Here is a 26,502-nt window from a genome sequence, read left to right on the forward strand (position 1 = left end):
GAATATGCTTAAAACATTTCCTTTACTATTTTATAGCGTTTAATGAGCTAATTTTTGTGAGACGTTTTTTACTGGCGCATCTGATTTCTTAATCAAGCGTTCATGCAGCTTAACGAAGAAGTTACCAACGTAAGCAATTACGACCAGCAAAATGATCGTTGAGATGATGATCACGCAGATGTCTTGCAGACCTTCTTTTTTCATTAGACCCAGACTACCGGCCAGCTGAACGCCAGATGGAACGAACAGGAATGCGATCAAGCTGATCATAAAGTCACCAAATTTTTCAACTTGTTCCAATTTAACAATGTGCGTTGCCAACAAAACGTACAGCAGCATCATCCCAATCAGAGTAGTTGGTACGACGAAGCTGGCTGGAAACAGATCCGAAATGAATTGTGACACAAACAGGATGGTACCAAAGATCCCCATTTGAACCAAAATTGGTGCGGCCTTTTTTTCTTCTTGCTTGGTCGCAGTCTGCTTTGCTTTCTTATCCATAAGTTTTTCCTTCCCTCAAAATCAATCCAAAATATCATTAAAATAATTGCAGTTAATTCGATTTAAGATGATCATCCTTGATATCGATTACACAAGCTATTATAGTTAACAATCTTGATTTTGTGTTAGGCTACCAAATTTTGATCTGAGATACCTTTTGAAGGCGCTGAAATGCCCTGAATGAAATTTTTTGGCAAAATAAAAAGCAACAAATGCACTATCTCAGGCATTTATTGCTTATGTAATTATTAGACAATTTGGCTTATTGCAGTCCAATTGCCTTCTTGGTCTTAGCCACGTATGACCTGCTGACCGAAATCTTACTACCGTCTTTTAACGTTAATTCGTAGGTGTGATTAAAACTTGGCTGCATCTCATCAATTTCATCCAAATTGACGATAAATCCCCGGTGTATCCGCATAAAATGCCTTGGATTCAGCAATTGGGCGATACTCGTCAAGGTCTGGCGGCTGATCAACAGCTTGTCGTTTCTAAGATGCAGATGCGTATAGTCTCCCTGGGTTTCAATGTACATGACGTCACGTTTTTGGATCACCATTGTTTTGTCATCAATCGTGATCGACAGTCTTGGATTTTGCCAGGCTGCCTGTTCAGCAACATTTTCTGCTTGGTCGGCGGTTCCTCGAATCTTGGCAACCCGGGCAACGGCCTCGTTGATGCACTCGGGGTCAAACGGCTTGAGAATATAGTCAACGGCAGCCTCATTAAAGGCATCGACCGCATAATTGTCATAGGCGGTTGCAAAAACGATTGCTGGCGGTTGCGGCAGCTTTTTCCAACGTCTAGCCAGCGCCATCCGATTGCCGTCATCCAGCTTGATATCCAAAAATACCAGATCAGGCTGATTAGCATTGACCTTTTGATCTGCCATCATTACCCCATTGGCCTCGTCAATCTCATTGATCAGCACATTTTCCTTCAATAAATAATGCAGTTCATTTCTGGCTAACTGCTCATCGTCAACAATCAGTACTTTCATCGGTCGCCACTCCTTTCAGATTGGGCTTTTGTTCAGTTTGTGCATAAGGGATCAAAAGCGAGATTGAAGTACCCGTTTTTCCGGTAACGATCTGCACTTTGGCACTATCGACATACAGACCTTTTAGCCGCGCGTTTAGGTTTTGCAAGGCCGTACCGCTGCCGTGCTTGGAATTGGTTTTTTCTTTACCCAGCTTATCAATCACGTTAGGATCGATACCCTCACCATTATCGGTCACCCGAATCTCTAGATATCTGCCTGACCTGGTAATCCAAATATTGATGATGTTGCCGGTCTTGCGGTTGCCGAATGCATGGTGAATTGCATTTTCAACCAGCACTTGAATTGCAAATGGCGGTACCAATACCTGATCATCAACGCTGCTAAAGAATTCCACGTCATACTTATCGGGAAAGCGCGTCTGTTCCAGGTTTAAATAGGCCTTAACATGAGCTTCTTCTTGCTTGAGCGGAATCTTGGACTGATTGGCACCCAACAGATTGGAGCGGAAAAACGTACTCAGCTCACGCAGCAAAAAGCGCGCCTTTTCACTATCAAACCGAGAAATTGCAATAATCGTATTGATCGAATTGAAAAAGAAGTGTGGACTGATCTGAGCTTGTAATGATTTAAGCTCGGCATCCCTAAGCAAACTGGCTTGGCGCTCTTTTTCGCCCAAAACGATCTGAGTGGCCAAAATTTCACCCAGGCCCTCGCCAGTTTGAATCTCAATCGGCGTTAATTTCCAGTTTTCCGTAAAGTACAAGGTCAAAACACCTAAGACCCGACCACCAAGCATCATCGGAATCGCCATTCCTGCCTGTAATGGGCAACGCAAATTTTGACAGCCGATTTGAGCGGCATTATAAACCAGCTGCGTCTGTTTTTCTCGTAAAGCTCGCTTAACAAAATTCGGCACGTTATCTTTCGGCATGTCTTGGCGATGATGGTCGCTGCCGGCTCCTGCAAAGGTGAGCGTTTTTTAACCGTTGCCGATACCGACCGCATCAAAATCAGTATATGCCAAAATTAATATAGCCACTTATTTAGCCGACTATGGCTGCAAACCGTGACGAAATGCTGGTAAGGTTCTAACGGCCAGTTTCATCACCGAACGCGTCTGAACAGCCCGCGTGTCGACTTCTTGACGAAAATAAAGCGATAAGATCATCAAGAAAAATACCGTCCCAACAGAGCTGATCACGATCATTGGCAAGGCGATAAAACTAACCAGCTTCAAGTGTGTTGGACTAAACAAACCAACAAACACCATCTGAATTGACTCCATCATTAAACTGATCAAGAAACCTTGCCAAGGCGGCATCACGACAAAATGCCGCCGATTCTTGCGATAAAGCATCCTTGACAAAACCCCGATCAGAGTCGAGCCGATAATGTAAAACCATGCATCACTTGCCCAGCCTTCCATCATCGTCCGGTGCGCACCCGCAACCAGACCCGTGATGCCGCCAACGCTTGGCCCACCAACAATACCGGCGACTGTAACCACCAGAATACGGACGTTGACCACTGAGTAGCCTGGAATCACGTGCCAGAGAATGGTTTCGCGCATAATATGATTATTGGGATCAATTTGGATATCCAGCATGTTTGAGATAATTGCAAACGCCGAAAAGATCAAGGTCAGCTTGAAGCGATCGGCGGGTGTCGATTCTAACAGTAATTTGCGGAAGGGACGTATATTGACCAGGATGAAGGCCAGTAGAACAATCAGTCCCACACGCTCAGCCGTTAGAAAAGCTAGTTCTCCCATAAATTCACTCCTTAAATCTTGCTCATCCAGTAACTTAATATACCACATCCTTAGTGATAGACTTAACAAGAATTTGTTATTACTATGTATCTATGCTTGATTAAACTAATTCAAATCCGCATAATATTGATATTTTTAAACGGTCCTGTCTAAATCATGATGGCATTCAAAGTATTTGCCAACTAAAAAGCATGACCCGGAACATTCCAGATCATGCTTTTTGAGTTGTTTATTTGGTAATGTCAGCACCAAAGTACTTTTGCGAAAGCTTCTTGACCGTGCCATCCTTTTGTAGCTTTTCTAAGGCCTTGTTATATTGCTTCTGCAGTGCCGTTGACTTCTTGTTGAACATGGCTGAAACCTTAACCGGCTTAGCCTCATCAGACACATCAATCATCTTCAATCCCTTGGTGCTGTGCTTTTTAGCGTAGACGTACCAAGCTTCACGACTGTTGATCATTCCATCAACACGACCTTGTTTAACCATATCCAGACTGCTGGTAAAGTCGCTGCTGTCAACCGTAGTCCCGCCAAACTTTTTAACCAGTGTAGCATTGTTGGTACCGACCCCGGCAGCCATTTTGTGACCCTTGATTGACTTGAGATTTTTAAGTGAGCTGTCTTTTTTAACAATCAGTACAAAATGCGATGAGATATATGGATCCGAGAAAAGGTACTTCTTTTGACGTTCTGGCGTTTGCGCAATGTTGTTCATTACAACGTCAAACTTCTTGGCCCCCAAACCGGCAATCAAAGAATCCCACTTGGTTGGCACGAACTTGGCCTTTAAGCCCATTTCTTTGGCAACGGCTTTGCCAATCTCTACTTCAAACCCTTGCAGCTTGCCGTCCTTACGATATGAAAACGGCGCATAGGTACCTTCCAGACCAATCGTCAGCGTATCAGGCGTTTTTAATTCTGATTTTACTGAATCAGCATGGCCAATCGTCGCTCCAACTGCAGTTCCAAATGCCAATGTAGCTGCCATTAAGGCAATCTTTTTCAAAATTTTCATATTAGATCCCTACTCTTTCTTTTTGTTATTCTTCCAATTCTTCCATCGTCATCGCCGCAATAAAGTGGCGGATTCGCTCATCTGGATTATTCGGCGCAAAAAAGCCTGCTGGATCACCGTCGTATTTAATCGTGCCATCTTCAACAAAAACAATCTTATCGGCAACGCGTCTGGCAAAGACCATATTATGCGTTACGATGATCAGCGACTGATTCTCTTGTGACAGCTTAAGCAAGACCCGCAAAACCTCCAGTTCCAGTTCCGGATCAAGTGCTGAGGTTGGCTCATCCAACAAAACGTAGTCCGGCTTCATTGCCAAGGCACGAGCGATTGCGACTCGCTGGGCTTGACCGCCAGAGAGCTGAGCTGGATAGGCATTGGCAAAATCTTTAAGGCCGACTTTTGCCAATAATTCCATGGCTGTCTGCTCAGCTGTTTCTTTAGGCAGCTTTAATACTTGTCTAGGACCTTCCGTTATATTTTGTAGAACCGTCAAGTGCGGAAATAGGTTGTAGTCTTGAAAGACCATTCCCGTTTTTTGCCGCAGCGCCAGTTTTTGCTTGCGACTGACATTTCTTTCAAAATCAAGATGCAGCTCGTCAAAATCATAGGTTCCGCTGTTAGGCTGCTCTAGTAAATTCAGCGAGCGCAGAATCGTTGACTTGCCTGATCCAGAAGGGCCAACCAAAACCGTTGTCTGTCCAGCCGGAAATTCCAGATCAATGTCTTTTAAAACATGCTTATCGCCAAACCACTTGTTGATCTTTTCAATTTTCATACATGCCTCCTATTGAGCTGGGGTCGTTTTGGCCAGCGTTTTTTCCATCCAGGCCTGTAGTTGAGACAGTACGGTCGTAAACAGTGCATAGATCAGGGCCACAATGATGTACATCAAAAGTGGCTCATAGTTTTCGGCCGTAATCTGCTGCGCCACGGAAAACATTTCGGCAATCGTGATTGAAGCAGCCAACGACGTATCCTTAACCAGACTGATAAACGAGTTGGCCAGTGGCGGTAAGGCAACCCGTAATGCCTGTGGCAAGATGATGTGCCACAGTACCTGCACGCGTGTCATGCCGATTGATTCCGCTGCCTCCCATTGACCCTGGGGAACGGAGGCAATCGCTGCCCGAATCGTTTCAGATGCGTAGGCACCAGTATTAAGCGAAAACGTAATTACGCCGGCCGTGAATGGCTTGAGCTGGATACCATCTGGAAAGGCTCCCGGAATGACCAGGTGCGGCAAACCGAAGAAAACAATGAACAACTGCACCAATAAAGGCGTCGAGCGAAACAGCCAGACATAGAAGACCGCGATCCCTTTGAGAATCTTAAACGCGCCTTTTTGCCTGGATAGACGAATCAATGCCACCAGCAGCGCGATGATCAAGCCAAAGAAAAACGACACCAGTGCCAACGGAATCGTATATTTAAAGCCAGCTGCCAATAGTTCTGGCAGCGAACCTTGAATCGTATGCCACATATTATTCCTCCTTGAGTCATTATTTTAAAAATGTTGCTACTAGTCTATAAAAAAGCGCAGTCGGGATTTTCCTGGCTGCGCTTGATGCTGACTCGACCGTCTTTCAGCCAACCAGCTGAGCAACGGCAATAAACGGACAGCCTAAGCGCGGTCCGCTGCAACACAGATGGTTGGTCAGTGAATTAAAGTTTGCCATTGCCAATTTCTCCTTTGAAAAAGTTAGTAATTGTATGATAACTTACTAAAAATAAGTTGTCAACCAAAAACCAAAAATAAAACTATGCAATGCTTCCATAATCATTTCAATAAAACGCTGCCGATTGATGCCCAGCATAACCTCGGTATTTTGCGGTTTGCTGGTCAGCTGATAGTAGTCGCAGACCGTTTCGCCGCGCGTCAGCTCACCGGCCGTTTCAACGTCAACGTTCATTTTTTCGGTTTGGAACATCTCTGGTTCAATCAACCAGGCAATCGTGCAAGGATCATGCAGCGGCGCGCCTTGAAAGCCCCACTTCGGATTTTCATGATAGCGCTCAAAAAAGCTCAGTAGCCCATAAAATGCCTGGCCAACCGGATTCTGAATCTGTTTTAATGCCTCGATTTCTGGTTTTAGAATCTGTGCCTGGTGCGTAACGTTTAATGGTGCCATCACCAATGGAATCCCGAAATTCATGACGATCTTGGCCGCCTCAGGATCAACAAAAATGTTGAATTCTACGCTGGGCTGCCAGTTCCCCAGTCCCATGGCCCCACCCATGTAGACGATTTGATCAATCTTTGCCTTGGCTAACTCAGGATAAACTCGCAAAAAAAGCGCCGCGTTGGTCATTGGCCCAGTGACTACCAGTGTCACCGGCGTTGAACTTTCATTAAGCGTTTTGGCAATCAATTCAATTGCAGTTAGATCAACTGGCTGAAAATCCGGCTCAGGCAGCGGATAGCCGTCCAGACCGCTTTCACCATGCACCTCACCGGCAGTTTCCAGTGGCTTGACCAACGGCGTCCGATTCCCGCCAGCAATCGGAATGTCTTCTCGACCTAACAACTTAAGCATCCGCATGGCGTTATTGAGTGTCTTATCAGGCGTTTGATTGCCAGCTGAGGTAGTAACGGCCAGCAGCTCAATTTTAGGCGAGGCCACCGCCAGCATCATTGCCAAAGCATCATCATGACCAGGATCGCAATCAAGGATGATTTTTTTCGTCATAAATTTTCCTGCCTTTCCATATCCAATAAAGCGTTTTCATCAATAAAACTAGTATAACATTTTACCTAATGACTTCAAATCCCCAATTTAATTTTTAAAATTTGCTTTGAAAGTGAAAGAATCCTTGATTTAACAAGGCTTTTCAACAGTTCGATTTCCCATCAAAATATAATAATTTTTTCGTGTTAAAAGGCTTGATTTTTAGATCTATTCAGCTAAAATACTATCTCGTGAGTAATCGAAAAAAGCATCTTAGCTTTAATAAATTTTAGGAGGCATGAAACGTGACTTTGCGCAGCTTTTTCAAATATCACCATAATCAAAAAATGATCGAACGTCTGGCAGTTGAACTGTCGGAAGTAATCGAGCGGCGGCATTTGGATTCCGTACAAAGCGCGATCGTCTACGTTCAAGATCATGCTTTCTTCCCTAACGACCGCGACTACCAAGTCAAGCTGCATATTGACGATTGCATGGCCATGGATATTCTGCCGCTGGTTGAAAAAGAAACGACCACGGTTTGCCAAAGCCTGGCCAAGGCACGCTAATCAAAAAACCCGTTGCTAAGCAAAATGCTTGGCAACGGGTTTTATTTGTCAGCAGTATAAACTGGACTGTTTACTGGTTCCAGTATCGATGTCTCTCTGTTATCACAGACCAAAAAAGCTTAAATTAGGATATGGCGATTCTTGGCCGGCAGAGTGTGAGGGTTAGCAGTGAAGTAATCGATAAAGTCCATCGTCTCCTGCTTGACTTGAGCACGCGTCATGATATCCAATACCTTGACACCGCCGATCATGTTAAAGTGCTTATTGATACAGGAATAGGTCTCCTTAACGTTTTTTACCCTATCGCGTCGGGCATAGATGCCTTCCACGATTCCCAACGCGATATCTTGATTGTTAGTCAACTTGCTGGCAAAGAAACTAATTGCCTTGCCTGATATATCCAACTCGCAAAAGAAACGAATCAGCCAGTAAGGATCAGTATCCACATTCTGCTCATCATACAGTCGCTTGCCTACCCACCAGTATTTTGAAAGTCGTTGTGTAAGCTGCGCCCGAATGGTACTGCCATAAAAGAATAGATAATTTTTGATGTGCTGATCAAAATTTTGATGATTGGCCACCTGCTTAAGACTGGCCAATAAGTAATCAAGGTAGACCGTGTTAAGCATCGTAAACCACATTTCTTCCTGGGTGGCCTGAACCGGCGTCAGCCAATTCAGCGCACTATAGACGGCAATGGTATTATGGACCTCGTCGCCTGGCTTTAACAACTGGTATTCAAATTCATGGTTGATCTCGTATACTTCATCATTTTCAAACAGCTTTTGAATTGCTGCTCGATCCAAATTGCGATAAAGGTCTAGGTATTTTTCATCAAAATCGCGTTTGAATGCTTCTAAAAATTCGTTCGTACACATTCGCAGCTTAGTCTTCATCCGTCGTCAACCTTTCTATTTCGTCAAACGCACGATCCAACGGCATTTCGAGTAGCACCTGCGCAACTTTTATCGATAGACTGGGATCTTTGTACAAATCCTCGACTTCAAAATCATTAGCCTGCATCTTTTTTTCAATCACCTGATACCAGCGCTTGTCAGACAATTCCTCAGCTCCCGGCTGGGCCATAAAGTTCAGCAGCTGCAGCAATGCCGGCATAATCACGATACTCAGCGAGGTATTGGGAAGATCCTGATCCCGAACATACTGTTGGTAGATCTTTTCTGGCAGATAGATATAAACGACATCCCCGTCATTATTGACTTTCATTTCTTTATCTTTATGCGAGGTTACCTTCATGATTGAAGAGATGTTTTGGAAACTGTCAATATCAGATACGTCCAAGTTGATCGTAAATGATACCGCCAATGGGTCGCCCGGCTCCAAATCCGGAAAAACATAGCCCGGCCCGTACAAATCAGGATTTACGCTGGCATTCCGCAAGCCGATGATTGTGTCCTTAGCCAATAAAAATCCGGTAATTTCCACTTTTTGACGCAAATAACGCGGATCAATCTCAAATGCAATCTGTGTTTTGCCAGGCTCAACCGGAATCAGCCGCCGAAAAGCCGCACGTGAATTTTCAATATGCAGATAAAAACCGGCTTTATCCAGTTCAATTTGCTCATTCAGCACCTGATCATGCAGCTCAAAATCCGCATATAAGACTGCATTTTTAAAAGGTGTCGCATCCTCAAGACGGTAGTGCACGATAAAGCTTGAATCAGCCTGGTAGTCTGGATCGTTGATTGACAAGACTGGGTAAGGATAGATGCTATTCACAATGCGCATAGACTTCCACCTCCAGTTTCAAGCGCGAATTCCGATTCAAAATCATTTCAATCCGGTGCCACTGCCCTTTTGCCAGCTGATCAAGATAAACACTGTTAAAGCTGGTTCCTAGCGGTGTGCCATCTGCTAAGGTGGCGGCTTTTACACGTACAATGTCTTTATTGCCCGAATCGCCCACCACATTGATCCCAATCCGTACCTGATCAAGTGGCTGGCCAGGATTAATCAGCAGATTATAGCGACCTTGATGATAGTCTGCTTCAATGCAGCGATAGGTAACATTGCCGATCAGCTGCCGTTTTACATTGATTTTAGCATACTGATCATTGCCTTTATCAGGAGCATGACTGCCGGGCCGATTGCCAAATGCGGTATCGTTTGAACCGTCAATGCCGCCTCCTTCACCGCCATCATATCCTGAGCCGCTGGTTTCACCATCCTGAACGCCAGTAACACCAAATTCATCCAGATCATCACTAAACTTAGTCTCGCTGGCCCGCACTGGACTTTGATCGCTTGTCTGTGGCTGGGCTTCTAGTTTAACTTTGGGACGATTGCTGCCTTTTTGTTTCAGCTGCGCCTTGGCACCTTTAAAAGCATTTAGATCATCCGGCAAAAAGCTGCTGACACCAAACGCATCAACCTGTTCTTCGATCTTTTGCTCATATTGATTTTTAATCGTAGTACTGATAAAACGACGAATACTTCTTAAAAACTCACCCATTTTCTTTGGATCAGCGGCTCGCTTTTCGGACCATTTGTCGTGATTAGGATTTTCCAATTCCTTCAACAGCTGATTGATTTTTTCGCCATTGGCCCAAAATATACCTGAAAATTGAAGCGTGGAACTGATTCGATTCTGTTCATATATTTTCATCCCAACTTCACGCGTCATCAAGACTCGACGATTGTTAGCCTGCGAGCAGTTCGAAGTCAGCAGCACCGCATCACCATCTGGTACCCCGTAGTCTGTCAATCCTTGAAGCGAAAACTCACAGTGGTCGGGATCTTCCAAAACATTTAAATAACAGAAGGCATCTCGATACTTCTTAGCCAGTCGTTTATCTTGCTGCAGATCATCCAGAATCATCTTAGCAGCCGGATAGTCAATCGTTTCGCCATCAACTTCAACCACCAGCCGATTCTTATAGAGCGAGAATAAGAAGTTGTCAACGATCGAACGCTTGATCTGTGTCTGCCAGTCACTCAGCAGACTGCGGTTAAAGCCAAGAACGTAGATATCCGTACCGGTTTCTTGACGAGGGTGTTTTTGATCAAATGGCAGATCGGTATCAAAAGGCTGTTTACCGCACGCGCCAAAATAACCCGTACCCTGAGTAATATTTTGTTTGGCCTCCCGCAGCTTATAGGAAACGAATTTCATCACACAGATTGAACGATGCCCATCAGCTGCCAATGAGTTATAGCCAACCATTCGCAGATCACTGACGGCAAATGGTGCTCCCTTCCCGATTCCAAATGAACCAGCCGAAGAATCGTCTTTTTTGATTGACGACCCCGCCTGTTCAATCAGCGATTGCCAGTTTTTATTCAACAGCCCCGTCGTTTGGTAGTCACTGATTTTTAATACCGGAATCGTTGGCTGACTCAGTGTTTCTGCCATCCGTTTAAGCATCTGTTGCGTCTTTTTCTCTTGAGTCCACTCTTTTTGCGCGGCTGGCAGGATATCGTCACGTAGTTGCTTAACGTTTGGCAGCTGTTCAGTAGGCAGATCGAAATATTGAAATGCAACTTTTACCGGCTCCTGGCCGGCTGCTGCATCAAGCGAGTTTTGACATATCTCGCGAGCCAATGAATCCAATGGTTGGTCGCGAAACATTTCCAAAGACGCATTGGATCCTGATTCCATCTGCAGATCTTGACCATATGGGAAGTACCATTGATCAGGATTCATTTTTGGTTGATTATGACTAGAAAACAATCCCATACTCGTTCCCTCGATTCTTTTTATTGCAGCTGATTTAGCCAGACTGTTTTTGCAATGCTATAATCAAGGCGTCAGCAAGTTTTATTATTCAATTTTCTTGTTGACTGATTTTAACGGCGGCGTTTAAACCGGCTGCAAGGATCATTTTTTCAAGGCGTCTCAGCGATGAGGTGCCTTTTTTATTTGAATTGATAATAGTAATCGTCAAGTACGTATGTCTTAACCGGCTTAATATGCAGTTGGTATTTTTCGACCAATTCTGCCAGCTGCTGTCCATCAATCAAGGTAACCGTATTACTGCCTTGATAAGCTTTGAACTCGGCCTGAGCGGTAAAATGACTGGTCGTGATAAAGATGCCGTAATCCGCGTTAAAACTTGCCATCACGCCTTTGAACTTATCGATTTCTGGTTCTGAAACCGGCTGTTTGCCATAGCGTTTACATTGGATAGCGACACGGCTGGTACGAAAATCATCCGCCATAAAATAGCCAAATCCATCAATACCATGATCGCCAGTTAGCTTGATGCCGCGCTCTTTATCCAATTTGACGCCCATCTTAGAAATCAGCAGTCGCGAAAAGCTTTCAAACTTGGCTGGACTAAATTGCATCAAATACTTAAGCAGATCCGCTTTCCAATCCGCGTTTCGCAGATCCTGTGCCTCAGAAGCTCGCGTAATCGTTATTTGTTTCGGCTGCTGATGAGGATGCCGTTTCAAATCATGCTTAGTTTCATAGTCAGCCAGATTTTGACGTCTGCCCAGATCCGTTGTGACGATATCTTCACCGACTCGGGGCTGCTCAATATACCCAAACTCATACAGGTCTTGAATTGCAGCAGTAAAATCCTCCATAAACGGTGTATGGCGATGCTCATCTTTTTTACCTGCGTAAACATCCTCATAGCGCAGCCCGTCATACTGATTTTCAGCAATCGTTTTGCGAATCATCTCGCGACTGGCTGAACCGCCCAGATCTTGCAGTGCCATTAAGATTGCTTTATCCACATATCTTTTCTGATACATCAAACTGATCCGACCTTTTACTAAAAATAAATATACATATACCAATTTTAACTGAAATCTACCAGGCTTGACATAGTTGACGGCAAATATCTCGATAAAATCTATTCAAATTGACGTTTAAACGTAAGCTCACCTTACAATGCAACTATCTTGAACCTAATAGAATCATTTTCCCATCCGATTTAGACCATTATTCGCCAAAAACTGCTATCATAAAAAATAAGATCATCTATCGGAGGCAGATCATGACTGAAAACTATATTCGCGACTACATGCGCTTGGCCTATCGAGAAGCCGTCAACGTGCAACGGCTGTTCGTTGATGCCATGAAGTCAACCGGCGTTAAGGAACGGCTCTGGGCTCATCTGGATGCTTTTCAGCGCAACGTCAATACGATAAATGAATTTATGTATCATACCAGTGAGGTTGAAAATGCGTCACAATATGTCAAATTCTTGGAGCAGGCTAAGGAATTTCGTCAATTAGTTGATGAAAAATTGAAAAAACATGCCTATACCAGGACCGATCGTGATAGCATCTATGATGCGGTGATGGCGCTAGACAGTGCCATGCCCCTAGTACTTTAAATTCATGTCTCAATCAACTTAATCGCCGTTGTTTCCCAAATGCAGCGACGATTTTTGTTTGGACAAAAAAGCCCCGCCAATCGAATGCGGGACTTACAGTTTAGAGAGAACCTGAAATGGATTGTGAGACCGCTAAAAGCTTTCTCAACATTAATTAGTCTAACTAGGCTTTGTAAAGATTCTCTCGTTTTTTAGGTATTGTTTTTGTAAAGTTTTAGATTGCTTTTAGACAGATCAGTGTCAGCTGACCGCCACATTGACAGCGTAGATCGCAAATTGACTTTTACGGCGATCTTCTTTAATATTTACGCAAACAGCGGCTGCATTTGGCCACTGAGATTTGATTTTAACTACGAAAAGAGTGAAAAACTATGAAAGTTGCCGTACCAAGCATTATGTCGCAAGCTGGTAAGGATTATTTAACCAGCCGCGGCTTTGAATTAATCGAAACCAAAAGCCAGAGTGCCGATGCCTTGGCTAAAGAAGCAGCCGATGCAGACGGCATCATCTTGATGACTGAGCCATTTCCCAACCGTCTGGCCAAGCAGCTGCCTAAGCTAAAGGTAATCGCTCGCCATGGCGTTGGCTATGACAACGTTGACACTGAATTTTGGGCTAAGCAGGGGGTCTGGGTCACCATTGCCAAAAACGCCAATGCCTCAACGGTCGCCGAAACCACGCTAGCAGCCATGATGGCAATCTCTAAAAATCTGGTACCGGCTACTGAGCATATGCGACAAGGTGACTGGGGCTGGACGTTTGCCCACCCAGGCTTTGATTTAGCTGGCAAGACACTTGGCATTATTGGGTATGGACGCATTGGCCACATGATTGCCAAAAAGGCCAGTGCATTTGATATGAAAATCATTGCCTATACGCCATCAAATCGTTCCGATGGCAATGCCGAGATGGTTGATCGCGATACTGTCTTTAAAGAAGCTGATATCATCTCGCTGAACATGCTGGTAACGCCTGAAACCACCAGAAGCGTTGGCAAGCGTGAATTTGATATGATGAAAAATTCGGCCGTCCTGCTTAATTTTGGACGCGCTGCCCTGGTTGATCAAGAAGCCATGCAAACTGCTCTTAAGACCGGCTCAATTGCTGCGGCCGCCGTGGATGTTTTTGACGATGAACCCCTACCTAAAGACGATCCTTGGCTGAGCACGCCAAATGTCTTATTGACGCCGCATTTTGCTGGCAATACTAAGGAATGTATGGATCGCATGGCTGTGGATGCCGCCAGTGAAGTCGTGCGGGTACTGAATGGACAAAAGCCGCAGTGGAACGTCAATGAGCCTCAATTCAACGATTAATCAAACATTAATACAATACGTAAAAACACCTGATGTAGGCTCTTGGTCTACTGGCAGGTGTTTTTTTACGCTTTCAACTCAATTTTTATCATGCTCACCTTTAAAACGGGCAATGACTGGATCATCAGCAGCTTTAGCGGCATCAACGTTAGCTGGCTTAAAGTAAACCCGATTGGCATTATTATACATCACGTCTGCCAGTTCATCAGGCGTAAACAAATCGGTATGCTCCAGCCAAGTTGCCAGTTGATGATAAGTGTTGAACGTCGCTGACCATGGTGAATCGGTTCCCCAGATTAAGCGCTGGGCACCCACAATCTTCTTGGCCAGCGCGACCGTTTTTTGACAGCGGGGATATGGAAAATCATGGGTCCCTTCTCCATCAATATCCTGGATCGCCGAAATATCCAGATAAATATTTTCAAACGGCGCAAACTGCTGCAGCACGTTTTGGAGGCGAGCTGGATGATCAGCATTAGGGAATGATAGATGGCAGACTACAAAATCCATTGTTGGATAACGCTGCGCCAAGTTTACGATGGCCTCTGGCTGATAACTGGTCTGTGTATAATCCCCATAGTCTACCGTCACGACAAATCCGGGATAATCAGCCAGGTAATGCATGATCTGGCTGACTTTGGCATCCTCATCCAGTCGAAACGGCGTATGGAAGCCATGCAGCCCGCCACCTTGGCTGATTTCAAACTTAATGGCACGAAAACCCAGTTGCTCAACGTGACGCTTGACGATTGCCATGGCCCGATCAACGTATGGATCAACGGCAAAGGCACCGATAAAGCGATCCGGATATTTTTTGACGACCTGATACGTATAGTAGTTTTGATAGCCATTCAGGGTTCCCTGCAATAAAACAGCTTTTTCAATATTTTCAGCATCCATGATCGGTAGGTACTTCTCTGCCAAAAAATCATCATCGCCCCAGCCTTTTGGCAACAAATGAATGATCTCGCCGTCATCCCAGATGCCATAGCCGTTACCTAGCGGACTCATGCGTCCCTGCCCCTTTGAACCGGCCATGGCACGAATCAAATGGATGTGTCCTTCGATCTTTTTCAAAAGAATTCCTTCTTTCTAAGTCAATCCGATCTATTTTCTAATGGCTACATTTTAGCACCATCAGACTGTTTTACTCGCTCAAATCATTAATTACTTGATCTAATCCACAGGTTTGAAACGGATCTTTTTTGATGAATCCAATTGTATATCGCTTAAAAGGCGCCACCACCCGAGCCACCGCCAAAACCACCTGAACTGCCGGCTGAAAAGCCACCTGAGCCGCCAGACGTTGAAGACGAATTACCGAGATCAAGAGCTTTTTCAAAAGTACTCTCAAACGTCCCCGTCCAAGGATCGCTGGCAAAGATCCACGGATAGCTGATTAAAATGCTGTTATTGAGCTCAGCATCAGTAAACGATAGCCGTAGTTCCTTGATGACTTTTTTGGCCAGTCCAAATGCCGTTGCATAAGGCAAAATCTGCTCCCATAAGATAATGTCGCCGACTTCTTTAAGCTTGAAGTCGCCAATGTCTTTGAGCATCAAAATAAAACAGTCTAGATCGTATTTCATCTGCTGTCCTTTAGGTGTGTACGGCAAAAGACGATTGCTGTACCATGCGCCCCATCCCAGTGTCAGTACAAACAGCACGCCGATTACGATCTTTAATATCAAACCATCGACAACAAAGATCATCCCAAAAATCAGCAATGCCACCATAATCAGCAAGAAAACATTGAGCTGCTTAAAGCGATCTGCATTTTCATCGTAATAACCGGTCTGGCGAGCTTGTTTAAGACTGTCCTGAGCCCATTGATCAAAGGCTTGAGCAAGTTTTTTGGCATACTGGCGCTTTTTGCTCCATTTTTTAAGCTGACTGAGCGTAAAGCTTTGACCATCGCCACACTGTTCAAACATCAGTGGCAGCAGTTGATTTTCTGATAAGACGGCTGGTTTTTTAACGGTAAAACGATAATCATCAGCTGTTGTTTTTTGAATCTCGATCTTGTACTCACCCGCCAGCTGCATCAAATAACCGCTGAGTACGCGGGTATTGGGCTGCTGATTTTTATCGATTGCAAAGGCCTGCTCGACGGGATAAGGCGGAATCTCAAATGAATGAACCAAGGGGCGCTGTTTAGACATTGTTGGCTGCTTTTTGATAAACCACCAGCCATATGCCAAGATCCCCAAAATACTTACGGCACTGTAGCCAAGTTTGATGATTTGCAAGCGATGCCGTTGTTGCGCCCGTTTGACATTGGCTTTTTTCGCCAGTTCTTGTTCCTCTTTAAGCTTAGCAGCCAGTACTTTTTTATCAACGTGTTTAGTACTATCTGGAACGATAGCATTGTCAAACAATAGATGACTTTCGACAAACTGATGCGCAGAAACGCGGTCAACTGTCATCCTGACGCGACCCTGCTTTTTTAAAACTACCGTCTTGCCATTCAGCGGACCATGCGTAAAGGCCTTGAGCGAGTCAATGTTTTTGCAGGGCAGCTGGATCACAATTGAAACGTTGAGCAGTGGCTCATCCCAGCCGGTGCCAATAATTTTCCAATTTAATTCGGCCGTATCTTGATAGCTGGTAATCACGTTATGCAGTCGATAATGGTATATAAAAGTAGCATTCTCATCACTGACTTGGTGATAAACCTTTAGCTTTAGCCAATCATTGGTTTGGGTGGTTTTTACAGTATCATTTTGCCCCGATTGACTGATTGGCAGCTTGGTTAAATGGCCGTTTTGCTCAACGGCAGCCGCAATCCGATCAGCCTTGCCGATCCCTTTTAGATCCTGGTTGTAATATACACCATGAAAGTCGCCATTAAACTCATAGGTGATCTTTTGCGTCAGATCCGCATCCCCATTTTTTAGCACATCGACGTTGACCTGATACTGCTTAATGTCAAAATCACCATCCGCAAGCCCCTGGATCGGTATCAGAATTATGACCATCAAGGCAATGATTCCCATCAGCCACGCTGTCTGCTTTTTCATTGACTCCCCTTCTTTCTTAAGGTTTTCTTTAATTTTACCAGACCCATAATGTCAAATATAGCATGGTCATAAATTCATCAGCTGTGCCTTTTTGATCATGATTGACAAAATCAAATTATCTAGCAACCAGCAGTCATGAATGAAGCGATACAATCTGGCATAACTGTCTATTTATTTATCTTTTTGTTTGAAACCGCTTGCTAGAATTACGCTAAAATGGAGACGAAATGGGATGTGCAGATTCTTCATTAAACAAGGGGGTTTTAATGATGAGCAGTCAAAAACAGCAATCCGTGACTGACTCAGCGCAAGTCGCGGCACAAAAAGCTCGCCAGGTCCGCGTTGACTACTCCGCCACGCACTCGGCAGCTGAGCTTTTAAAACATTTCAACACCAGTAGGCAAGGCTTGAGCGACTCACAGGTAACCCAAAGCCGTAAGCAATTTGGCGCCAACAAGGTCCAGCAGCAAAAACAGCAGTCAATCGGCAAGCGTCTGCTCAGTGCCTTTGTCAATCCATTTACCGCAATTCTTTTGATTCTGGCCATTGTCTCAACATTTACCGACATGATCTTTCCCTACTTTATCACTGTTTGGAAGTAAGCCGGCGAACTTCAGCTGTGCGACGGTCGTTATTATCGTTACGATGATCATGATCTCCGGTGTACTACGCTTTGTTCAGGAATACCGCAGTGGCAATGCAACGGCCAAGCTTTTGGCAATGATCAAGACTACCTGCACCGTAACGCGTAATGGTCAAGAAAAAGACATCGATCTCAATGACGTCGTGGTTGGCGATATCGTCCATCTTTCCGCGGGCAACATGATTCCGGCTGATTTAAGAATCTTGGAAAATACCGACTTATTCGTTAATCGATCTGAGCTGACTGGCGAGAGTCGTCCCGTAGAAAAAAGCGCGGCCGATGAGGTAAAAAAACCGCAGATTACCGATTATGAAAATATCGCCTTGATGGGCAGCAATGTTATTTCCGGCAGCGGTCTTGGGCTGGTAATTGAGGTCGGCTCTAATACCATGTTTGGCTCAATGGCTGGCGCCGTTTCTAAAGAAAAGGTCGAAACCAACTTTACCAAAGGCGTTAATTCCGTCAGCTGGGTACTGATTCATTTCATGCTGGTCATGGTGCCATTGGTATTTTTCATCAACGGTCTAACCAAGCATGACTGGCTGGAGGCTTTCTTGTTTGGGATCTCGACAGCAGTCGGTCTAACGCCGGAAATGCTGCCAATGATCGTTACCACCTGCCTGGCCAAGGGTGCAATTGCCATGAGCCAAAAGAAGACGATTGTCAAGAATCTCAATTCGATTCAAGATTTCGGAGCCGCTGATATTCTCTGTACCGATAAGACCAGGACACTGACGCAGGACAAAATCGTCTTGGACTGTTACTGGAATATTGATGGTCAATCCAATGATCGTATTTTAAGACATGCTTTTTTAAACAGCTATTTTCAAACCGGCTATAAAAACGTCATGGACAAAGCCATCATCGCCAAGGCTGAGGATACCGAATCACACCCTGAACTGCAGGATCTAGAAGACGATTACGTTAAGATTGATGAGATTCCGTTTGATTTTAAGCGGCGCCGACTCAGCATCGTTGTCAAAAATCCAAATGGCGAGAGACAGATGGTAACCAAAGGCGCGGTTGAAGAAATGCTTTCTATCTGCAGCTATGCTGAAACCAAATCCGGTATTCAGCCACTGACGCCCGCGTTGCAAAAACAAGTTAAAGATATGGTAGATCGCTTGAACAACAAGGGTTTTCGTGTTTTAATTCTGGCTCAAAAAACCGATCCGGCACCGGTTGACGTCTTAAGTGCCAAGGATGAAAAAGACATGGTATTAATGGGCTATCTGGCCTTTCTCGATCCACCAAAGGAATCAACCGGTCGTGCCCTAAAAGCCCTTTTGGAACATGGCGTAACAACCAAAATTCTAACTGGTGACAACGACAAGGTTACGGCCACGGTCTGTCAAGAAGTCGGCATGTCCGTATCACACCTATTGTTGGGTGAGGATTTAGTCAAAATGTCGGATCAAGAACTGGCTGATCAAGTTGAACAAACACAGGTTTTTGCCAAGCTGACTCCCGATCAGAAGTCGCGTATTGTTTCTACTTTACGTGCCAAGGGGCATACTGTTGCCTACATGGGCGATGGTATCAATGACGCTGAAGCCATGAAAGCCGCCGATATTGGTATCTCGGTCGACAATGCCGTTGACGTGGCCAAGGAATCAGCTGATGTCATCTTGCTGCAAAAATACTTGATGATTTTGGAACGCGGAATCGTAGAAGGTCGCAAGACGTATGCCAACATGATTAAATACATCAAGATGACGGCTTCTTCCAACTTTGGGAACATCTTCTCCGTTCTGATTGCCGCAGCCCTCTTGCCATTTTTACCAATGAAAAGCTGCTGCTGCTCAATTTGATCTATGACTGCTGCTGTACGGCGATCCCATGGGACAACGTTGATAGCGACTATCTAAAGGTACCACGTGAATGGAATGCCCCTTCAATCGGCAGCTTCATGATCTGGTTGAGACCAACCAGCTCTGTTTTTGACCTAACGACTTATTTGTTTATGTACTTTATCTTTTGTCCATTATTTGTTTCACATGGCATTTTATATACCGATCTGCCCGCCCACTTTACCGGTGCAGTATTAGCAGCCATGCAGCTCAAATATGTAGGAATGTTTCAAGCAGGCTGGTTCGTTGAATCAATGTGGAGTCAGACAATGGTCATTCACATGATTCGGACACCTAAGATTCCATTTATCCAGAGCCGCGCCTCGGCTGAGCTGATTCTGCTCTCGATGATCGGCATTGCTCTGGCAACTTTGATTCCATTTACCGCAGTTGGTCGGGCATTAGGGTTTGTCGCTTTGCCAAGCAGCTATTTCTGGTATCTGATTCTATGTGTGATGTGCTACATAATTTTGGCTACCAGCATTAAAAAGGCCTATATTCGTCACTTTGGCGAACTGCTTTAAGGAAGGTGATTATCATGCTGACGATTCTGTTAAGTACATTTCACCCAGCCAAAACTTTTTGGATTGGTCTGATTATCGTTTTAGCAATCATAGTCGTGATGAATCTGATCTTTTGGCTGTTACCGCCCAAGAAGCAGACTCATAGGCGTTCTTGATTAAATAGATACGGATAAAATAAAATCGCACCGGCTATTAGTCGATGCGATTTTTTACTTAACGTGTTTAACGCTGCTTAATCGCTGCAGCAATTGCCGATACATTCATTTGTTGTTTGAGACTGTGACCGATTTGATTATATTCACAATAATGCTGCCAATTTTGGCGCGGTACGCTCCATGATCTGCCTGTCTTAGGATCGCGAATTGAAATGCGAATGCCACATAATAATCCCAGCACCAACAGTACGGCGGCTAATGCAAACTGCATGAACAGTGCAAATGCAATCGCCAGCATTAAAAAGAAGAACTGCCCGACTGGTATCAAGCGTTCAAATACTCGATCATATTCCATTGTAGCCTCGCTTTGCAGCGGCAGCTTATTTTTTCCCATGTCTCCATCCCCTATATTAATTAGTACTTTAATTATAGCGCAGCGGATAGATATTTGTACGGATGAATTGTTTTAAAAAATGAAACTACATTGCTTGATTAAATCTGCTGACCATCAATTCTGTCTAGCAAAGTCCGCTTTCTGAAAAACTGCCATCAATTTTTCGACAGCCCACTAGACATTTTTTTCGGCGACAGCATACCAGTTGCCTTCTGGATCAGCAAAATTAAACGTTTGCTGATTACCGACCAAAACGATTTCATTAACCGTAGCCCCCATCTGCAGCAACCTGGCATGGGCTGAGGCCAGATCATCAACATAAAACATGATAGAAGGCGAATTGAGCATCACTTCTGGCGAGTATTTTTGAATGAAGGCGCGACTGTAAAACTGGAGGCTGGCTTCCGGCAGAATTGGGACCGAGATCGTCTTTGAACCATCAATCAGCGTTTTTTCATCAGCCCGTGGTGTCCCAGCAGCTTGTTCAAAAAAGGCCGCTACTTTTTCGACATCATCAACATAAACCATTACGTTCATTGACTGCAGCATTCTAACACCTCATCTCACTATTGCGGCTCTGATTGTCGTTGCTTAATATGTTTGGCAACCGACGCAGCATGGCTCTGTTCACGCCATCTTTTCCAGTCGATGCCATTATATTGACAGTACTGGTGCCACTGCCGACGCGAAACCACCCATGACTGACCAGTTTTGGGATCGCGAATGCCGACCTTTTGATAAAACAGCAAGCCACCAAGCAATACGGCCAGCGCCAGCCCAAAGCGATAAAACAGGCATAAGATAATGACGCTGATTAAGATAACAAATTCGATACCAGAAAATGCCCGCACGTAGACATGATCATAGCCGCTAGGATCATGGTTCAGCTCCTGCAATGGTCCCAAAGGCTTTTGATTGAGACTGATCGGCATTTCGCCGGTACTCTTATTGATTGTTTTTCGCATGATTCTCCCCCAAAGCTTTATCTGTCGTTTATCTTTCATTATATCAGAAAACTGACAGCGCCTACAGGTTCAATTTATTGAGTGGCTAAGTACGAACCGTTAAAATGAAACCATACTTAATTAACAGTTGAGGTGAACTATAATGACCGATGTTTTAACGTTGCATCAGATCAGTCTGACCATCCGGGGAAAAACACTGTTAAAGGATATTAATCTCAGCATTCCTAAGGGATCCTTCATCACTTTAGCCGGACCATCTGGTGCAGGGAAAAGTACTATTCTTAAAATCTGTGCTCGCCTTTTGACGCCCAGCAGCGGCAAGCTCTTATACAACGAAAGCGATGCCTTTTTAATTCCACCCCATGATTATCGACGCCACGTTTCCTATTGTTTTCAGCAACCTGTCTTATTTGGCGAAACGGTTGCTGATAATTTGAATTTTCCTTTCCAGATTCGCAATCAAGTACCTGATCAAGAAAGGCAGCACGCACTTTTAGATCAGATCAACCTGCCTGCCGACTACCTTTCAAAAAATATAGCAAGCCTGTCTGGCGGTGAAAAACAGCGGATTGCCTTAATTCGCAATTTGATGTTTGAACCAGACGTCTTGCTTTTGGATGAGGTAACAACTGGCTTGGATGCCGAAAACAAGCAGATCGTCCATCGATTAATTGATAATTATCGCCAAAAAGGAACTATTCTGGCGATCACGCACGATCAAGAAGAACTGGCACAAGCTGAAAAAATCGTTACGATCAAGGGAGGTCAAATCCATGAATAGCGTTCACGTCAATAACGTCAGCCTGCTTTATGCAGCCGGACTGGTGTTAATCGCCCTGTTTATCTCGTATCGCCAAAAGCTGGGATTGAATCGTGACATGATCATCAGCGTTGTCCGGGCAATCGTACAGCTAACGATTGTCGGCTATATTCTAAAGTACATCTTTGCCCTGGATAACGTCTGGGTTACCGGCGCCATGGTTTTAATCATTATTTTCAATGCCGCCCGTAATGCTGCTGGACGTGGCAGTGGCATCCCCAATCTATTCTGGCCTTCGTTTTTGGCAATTTTGATCAGTACCGGCGTTACCATGGGTGGACTAGTCTGGTCAGGTGCCATTAAGTTTATCCCTTCACAGATTGTGCCAATTTCTGGAATGATTGCCTCCAATTCAATGGTTGCCATCGGGCTTTGCTACCGCCAAATGAAGACCAAGTTTCACGACATGCACCAAGCTGTTGAGGAGCGTCTTGCCTTAGGGGCAACGGCATTTCAAGCCAGCGGCGATATCGTTAGGGCCTGTATCAAAACCGGTATGCAGCCAACCATCGACTCAGCCAAGACTTATGGCATCGTCAGTCTGCCAGGGATGATGTCGGGACTGATCTTTGCTGGGGTCGATCCAGTCTATGCCATTAAATATCAGATTATGGTTGTTTTCATGCTACTATCAGCAACTAGTCTAGGATCAGTCTGCTCATGCTATATCGCTTATCAGCGCTTCTTTTCTGATGATCTGCAGCTGATTGATCGTCTGGCACAGGAAAATGAAACCAAGTAAAAAGAGAGTGAGAAAAAACTCCGAAAATCAGCTTGCGACCGATTTTCGGAGTTTGTCTTCGAACCTCTGCAAGGATGGCTAGGTCGGTCAAATGCTGATTTATCAGCATTTGACCTGCCAGCCAGCTACTGCGCTGAGGCATTATTATCCATAAAATAGTTAAGAGGTTGGGGTAATTCCCAGCCTCTTTTTTGACATTGTCAACTGACTACCAGTTTTGACAATTATACGATATTTAAGGACAAATCGAAACCAATCATCTGTTTATTTAACATTGCCTAATGAATTGTATAGTTATTCATTACTATCGTTTTAGGTAACGTACATACTCTTCGGCTGCGGCATCACGATCAGAGCTGATCAGTGGCGAGAACAGCAAGCCTAAGCCAACGTAAAGCATGATGCACGCCCAGACAATCGGCTCCCAGCTCTTGATCGGCCAGCTGCCAAAGCATACGCCAATCGCAAACGCTGCTACGATCAGCAGTACGGCAATAGCCAGCGCTGCATTGCGCATATTCCGCCAGTACTTGCCATATGGATAGACGAATTGTGAAATCCAGACTTCCAGCTCCTGACCAGTCGCTCCCCCACGCCAGATTCGCAGCATTTTTTCATGTGTCTCATCCCAAACGAACGTATCAACTCGTTCATAGCTAACTGCGACCGGCTTGCCATCAGGACGCTGCTCATGACCGTTTTGGCGCGTGGTCAGCTCAAAAATCGTCCGCTGCCCTTCCAGCTTAACCTCACGACAGCGAATCAGGTCCAATTGCATATCCAATTCACGCCGACTTTCATACACACGCTGTTCACATTCTTGCAAAAAGGCCTTTGCTTCCAGCGGCGTCATGTACTGATCCATCACCCCTTTAGCAGTATCGCGGTTGTTATGGGCCAGATACTCGCTAGCCGACTCAAGCGTTTTATGAAAGCCATTGAAGATTCGCAGACCCCGCAGCGCTTCGGGTGAATCCAAAGGCAGAATCCGCCAAGAAATCGGATGGCGCTGTGACAGTACGTCAAGACGATGACGACGCATGCACCGACAAAAATCGCCCCACATAAAGCCAACCGCCAGCATTAAAAATAATCCCAGGACTAAAAGGCAAAACAGCCCCAAGCCGTCAGACATCATCAATATATTTGTCATAGTCTCACCTTCCGCATGGTTTACTTTTATTATAGTTGATAACATTGGTTGCGGATTATATCAATTCTGCCAAAAATCTGCAAAAAAACAGCTGCTTGCTCATTCCTGCTTAAGAATTCAAACAGTTAGCCGTTAAGCATGCCAAACTAATGATGAATATTTGATCAGCTCCAATCAGATTTTTAGGCTGGCAAATTATTTAGCGATAATGTTTTACGATTTACTGAACTACAAAATAAAAGGATCCAACGCTCTGCTTTTGAACGTCAGATCCTTAATACGTCGGCAATCATACTGCCGCTAGCGCCTTATCTTAACTTTCTTGTACCAATCATCTAATCATTTAATAACCAATTTGCCGAATTGGTTAAGCTTCTCTAACTAACTATGTCGGTTTAATTTTACTGATTCCATTGTTTTTTGCAAGGATTTAGGCTTGGCTTTATGAAATTGGGTTCTTTATATCAAATAGTTATCATCATTTTATGAATTATCGCCAATTATTTATTTTGAAAACGATTTCTTGACAAAAATAGTCAATATGATATCCTAATAGTATACATTGTTAAAGGGAGGCCGCTAACATGGTCGAAGATGAATACACTTTGGTTTTAGTAAAACCCGATGGCGTCAAGACGCGTCACATTGGCGACATCATCACGCGAATTGAACGCAAAGGCTACCGGATTGAAGCGTTGAAGATGATCAATGCTACTAAAGACGAGTTGGAGCGTCACTATTACGACAAGACCGATAAGCCATTCTGGCCTGAAATCCTGACCTACATGATGGAAGGACCAATCGTTGGTATGGTGGTTTCCGGAACCAACGTCGTTGAGGCTATCCACAACATGGCTGGGGCTACCAACCCTGGGCAAGCCGAATGGGGAACGATTCGTGGTGACTTTGGTCGTGAATGGCCTGATGGCGTTTTACGTAACGTCATTCACACGTCTGACACTGTTGAAGGTGCTACCCGCGAGATCGGGATCTGGTTCCCTGAATTCAAGTTCTAGATAATTGAGTCAATCTTGATCCGATTTTAGGATCGGGATTTTTTGATTTCAAATAACAAAGGCCAGCAAGCTGATTTGCCTGCTGGCCTTTTAATATCATTTTTGGTCTAATCATGCTTGGCTGAGTCTGCCAACTCGGAATAACGTACTAATTGCACGTCATGGCGCTCGATCATTTCGATTGCCTGGCCACTGGTTGCCATCTCAACATCCAGCGTTCTTGGGTAGACCAGATGTGAATGCTGCAGAATAAACTGATCCAAAAAACCAGGATGCAAAATCAGTTCAGGTATTACATGTGGGCGCTTGTCAGCAGCCGAAAGCACGTGCGCCAGCGTTGCCAACGGATCGTAGTCCAAACTGAAATCTTCCATAAATGGCGTCAGTTTCTGTCCTTGAAACTCAAAGTCATGCTCAACATCAAAACTTAAATATGGAATCTGATGCTCACTGGCCACGTCACGCAGCGCCTGGATAAAATTAAGGCTTAGTACCGTGTGGCCTGCCAGATAGTCCGGCTCACGCTTAGTCATCTCCACGAAACATTCGTATTGAGCCTCAACTTCTCTGACTGCGTCTTCGTAATCAACAATGTCTTTTCCCTGTTCAAAAGCATCGTGATAAACCTGCGAACGTTTAAAACTTCCATCTTCCTGCACCAGACTCGATACCAGTTTCGGATCGCTGAGCGGTTTACCCGCACAGATTACGACATGGAGTCCAATATCAGTATCTGGTTCGTTTTTTAAAAGCTTCCAGCCATGTTCACTGAATGGCAGGTTAACCATCAGTGAGACGTTATTAACAATGCCACGATGCGTTGCCTCATAGATTCCGTAGTTGACGGCACATGAGTATCCCAGATCATCAGCACGAACAATTATTTTTTCATTCAACGTTTCCTCCGTCCTTTAATCCTTTTCAACCTTTCTTGAGTAATAATATCATTATTGGATTTTCGAAAAAACAAAAATACTCCAGCATTCGGGAGGCACTATTGCCTGTCAAGTATACAGTTTAAATAGAAAAATTATTTATGCGGCTTGAGCGCGGAACTTTTCTGCGCT

Annotated in this window: 25 protein-coding genes and 1 pseudogene; 7 read left to right on the forward strand and 19 right to left on the reverse strand. The window is 44.6% G+C overall.

Annotation, left to right across the window (positions count from 1 at the left end):
- Positions 1-39: 39 nt before the first annotated feature.
- The 8 genes from QOS03_RS05180 to rihA all read right to left on the reverse strand — a co-directional run bounded on the left by QOS03_RS05180 (position 40) and on the right by rihA (position 6,980).
- A complete protein-coding gene (locus QOS03_RS05180) occupies positions 40-501 on the reverse strand; it encodes a CidA/LrgA family protein (protein WP_283575584.1) in 462 nt (153 codons plus the stop codon).
- Between the two features lie 262 nt (positions 502-763).
- Positions 764-1,501, reverse strand: coding sequence for a LytR/AlgR family response regulator transcription factor (locus QOS03_RS05185; RefSeq protein WP_283575585.1), 738 nt, complete (start codon positions 1,499-1,501; stop codon positions 764-766).
- Complete coding sequence (locus QOS03_RS09655; RefSeq protein WP_326520886.1) at positions 1,482-2,435, reverse strand: sensor histidine kinase; 954 nt, start codon at positions 2,433-2,435, stop codon at positions 1,482-1,484. Before QOS03_RS09655 ends, QOS03_RS05185 begins: the two co-directional genes overlap by 20 nt.
- Positions 2,436-2,555: 120 nt before the next feature.
- Positions 2,556-3,275 carry a LytS/YhcK type 5TM receptor domain-containing protein gene (locus QOS03_RS09660; RefSeq protein ID WP_326520887.1) on the reverse strand — a complete coding sequence of 240 codons (720 nt, stop codon included), beginning with the start codon at positions 3,273-3,275 and terminating at the stop codon, positions 2,556-2,558.
- Positions 3,276-3,504: 229 nt separating this feature from the next.
- The gene (locus tag QOS03_RS05195; protein WP_283575586.1) at positions 3,505-4,290 is read right to left on the reverse strand and encodes a transporter substrate-binding domain-containing protein; all 786 of its coding nucleotides are present in this window, start codon (positions 4,288-4,290) and stop codon (positions 3,505-3,507) included.
- Positions 4,291-4,315: 25 nt separating this feature from the next.
- Positions 4,316-5,068 (reverse strand): amino acid ABC transporter ATP-binding protein, encoded by a 753-nt coding sequence (locus QOS03_RS05200; protein ID WP_283575587.1) that lies wholly within the window; start codon positions 5,066-5,068, stop codon positions 4,316-4,318.
- 9 nt (positions 5,069-5,077) lie between these two features.
- Positions 5,078-5,773 (reverse strand): amino acid ABC transporter permease, encoded by a 696-nt coding sequence (locus tag QOS03_RS05205; RefSeq protein WP_283575588.1) that lies wholly within the window; start codon positions 5,771-5,773, stop codon positions 5,078-5,080.
- Between the two features lie 241 nt (positions 5,774-6,014).
- Entirely contained in the window at positions 6,015-6,980 is a 966-nt protein-coding gene (rihA, locus tag QOS03_RS05210; RefSeq protein WP_283575589.1) for a pyrimidine-specific ribonucleoside hydrolase RihA, read from the reverse strand.
- 284 nt (positions 6,981-7,264) lie between these two features.
- On the opposite strand from rihA, the gene QOS03_RS05215 reads away from it, so the two are divergent.
- Entirely contained in the window at positions 7,265-7,528 is a 264-nt protein-coding gene (locus QOS03_RS05215; protein ID WP_169461708.1) for a hypothetical protein, read from the forward strand.
- A 119-nt stretch (positions 7,529-7,647) separates the two neighbouring features.
- Here the strand turns inward: QOS03_RS05215 and QOS03_RS05220 are convergent, their stop codons facing one another.
- From QOS03_RS05220 to QOS03_RS05235, 4 genes are all read right to left on the reverse strand, one after another.
- A complete protein-coding gene (locus QOS03_RS05220; RefSeq protein WP_283575590.1) occupies positions 7,648-8,424 on the reverse strand; it encodes a DUF6339 family protein in 777 nt (258 codons plus the stop codon).
- Positions 8,414-9,277 carry a hypothetical protein gene (locus tag QOS03_RS05225; protein WP_283575591.1) on the reverse strand — a complete coding sequence of 288 codons (864 nt, stop codon included), beginning with the start codon at positions 9,275-9,277 and terminating at the stop codon, positions 8,414-8,416. The genes QOS03_RS05220 and QOS03_RS05225 overlap by 11 nt, the downstream gene beginning before the upstream one ends.
- Positions 9,261-11,225 carry a hypothetical protein gene (locus tag QOS03_RS05230; RefSeq protein WP_283575592.1) on the reverse strand — a complete coding sequence of 655 codons (1,965 nt, stop codon included), beginning with the start codon at positions 11,223-11,225 and terminating at the stop codon, positions 9,261-9,263. Before QOS03_RS05230 ends, QOS03_RS05225 begins: the two co-directional genes overlap by 17 nt.
- A gap of 179 nt (positions 11,226-11,404) precedes the next feature.
- Entirely contained in the window at positions 11,405-12,214 is an 810-nt protein-coding gene (locus tag QOS03_RS05235) for a restriction endonuclease (RefSeq protein ID WP_283575593.1), read from the reverse strand.
- Positions 12,215-12,495: 281 nt separating this feature from the next.
- Between QOS03_RS05235 and QOS03_RS05240 the strand changes: the two genes are divergently transcribed.
- Together QOS03_RS05240 and QOS03_RS05245 are read left to right on the forward strand one after the other, a co-directional pair.
- Entirely contained in the window at positions 12,496-12,837 is a 342-nt protein-coding gene (locus QOS03_RS05240) for a hypothetical protein (protein WP_283575594.1), read from the forward strand.
- A 371-nt stretch (positions 12,838-13,208) separates the two neighbouring features.
- Positions 13,209-14,153, forward strand: a complete 945-nt coding sequence (locus QOS03_RS05245) for a phosphoglycerate dehydrogenase (RefSeq protein WP_283575595.1) — start codon at positions 13,209-13,211, stop codon at positions 14,151-14,153.
- A gap of 78 nt (positions 14,154-14,231) precedes the next feature.
- Here QOS03_RS05245 and QOS03_RS05250 read toward each other — a convergent pair whose 3' ends face one another.
- Positions 14,232-15,230 carry an amidohydrolase family protein gene (locus tag QOS03_RS05250; RefSeq protein ID WP_283575596.1) on the reverse strand — a complete coding sequence of 333 codons (999 nt, stop codon included), beginning with the start codon at positions 15,228-15,230 and terminating at the stop codon, positions 14,232-14,234.
- A 152-nt stretch (positions 15,231-15,382) separates the two neighbouring features.
- On the reverse strand, positions 15,383-17,173 hold the full coding sequence (locus QOS03_RS05255; RefSeq protein WP_283575597.1) for a DUF2207 domain-containing protein: 1,791 nt from the start codon (positions 17,171-17,173) through the stop codon (positions 15,383-15,385).
- A gap of 266 nt (positions 17,174-17,439) precedes the next feature.
- Here QOS03_RS05255 and mgtA point away from each other — a divergent pair.
- Positions 17,440-20,190, forward strand: a pseudogene (gene mgtA, locus QOS03_RS05260) (magnesium-translocating P-type ATPase).
- A gap of 222 nt (positions 20,191-20,412) precedes the next feature.
- On the opposite strand, the gene QOS03_RS05265 reads toward mgtA, so the two are convergent.
- From QOS03_RS05265 to QOS03_RS05275, 3 genes are all read right to left on the reverse strand, one after another.
- Entirely contained in the window at positions 20,413-20,739 is a 327-nt protein-coding gene (locus QOS03_RS05265) for a hypothetical protein (protein ID WP_283575598.1), read from the reverse strand.
- 174 nt (positions 20,740-20,913) lie between these two features.
- Positions 20,914-21,288: a VOC family protein gene (locus QOS03_RS05270; RefSeq protein WP_283575599.1), complete on the reverse strand. Its 375-nt coding sequence runs from the start codon at positions 21,286-21,288 to the stop codon at positions 20,914-20,916.
- Positions 21,289-21,305: 17 nt separating this feature from the next.
- Positions 21,306-21,704 (reverse strand): hypothetical protein, encoded by a 399-nt coding sequence (locus tag QOS03_RS05275; RefSeq protein WP_283575600.1) that lies wholly within the window; start codon positions 21,702-21,704, stop codon positions 21,306-21,308.
- A gap of 142 nt (positions 21,705-21,846) precedes the next feature.
- On the opposite strand from QOS03_RS05275, the gene QOS03_RS05280 reads away from it, so the two are divergent.
- Together QOS03_RS05280 and QOS03_RS05285 are read left to right on the forward strand one after the other, a co-directional pair.
- Positions 21,847-22,485 (forward strand): ABC transporter ATP-binding protein, encoded by a 639-nt coding sequence (locus QOS03_RS05280; RefSeq protein WP_283575601.1) that lies wholly within the window; start codon positions 21,847-21,849, stop codon positions 22,483-22,485.
- Positions 22,478-23,266 carry an ABC transporter permease gene (locus QOS03_RS05285; protein WP_272208927.1) on the forward strand — a complete coding sequence of 263 codons (789 nt, stop codon included), beginning with the start codon at positions 22,478-22,480 and terminating at the stop codon, positions 23,264-23,266. Before QOS03_RS05280 ends, QOS03_RS05285 begins: the two co-directional genes overlap by 8 nt.
- Positions 23,267-23,570: 304 nt before the next feature.
- Here QOS03_RS05285 and QOS03_RS05290 read toward each other — a convergent pair whose 3' ends face one another.
- The gene (locus QOS03_RS05290) at positions 23,571-24,419 is read right to left on the reverse strand and encodes a hypothetical protein (protein WP_283575602.1); all 849 of its coding nucleotides are present in this window, start codon (positions 24,417-24,419) and stop codon (positions 23,571-23,573) included.
- Between the two features lie 584 nt (positions 24,420-25,003).
- On the opposite strand from QOS03_RS05290, the gene ndk reads away from it, so the two are divergent.
- The gene (ndk, locus tag QOS03_RS05295; protein WP_169461694.1) at positions 25,004-25,435 is read left to right on the forward strand and encodes a nucleoside-diphosphate kinase; all 432 of its coding nucleotides are present in this window, start codon (positions 25,004-25,006) and stop codon (positions 25,433-25,435) included.
- A gap of 107 nt (positions 25,436-25,542) precedes the next feature.
- Here ndk and QOS03_RS05300 read toward each other — a convergent pair whose 3' ends face one another.
- Positions 25,543-26,331 carry a ChbG/HpnK family deacetylase gene (locus tag QOS03_RS05300; protein ID WP_283575603.1) on the reverse strand — a complete coding sequence of 263 codons (789 nt, stop codon included), beginning with the start codon at positions 26,329-26,331 and terminating at the stop codon, positions 25,543-25,545.
- Positions 26,332-26,502 lie beyond the last annotated feature (171 nt).

This window comes from Limosilactobacillus pulli, assembly GCF_947381555.1.
Taxonomy (GTDB): domain Bacteria; phylum Bacillota; class Bacilli; order Lactobacillales; family Lactobacillaceae; genus Limosilactobacillus; species Limosilactobacillus pulli.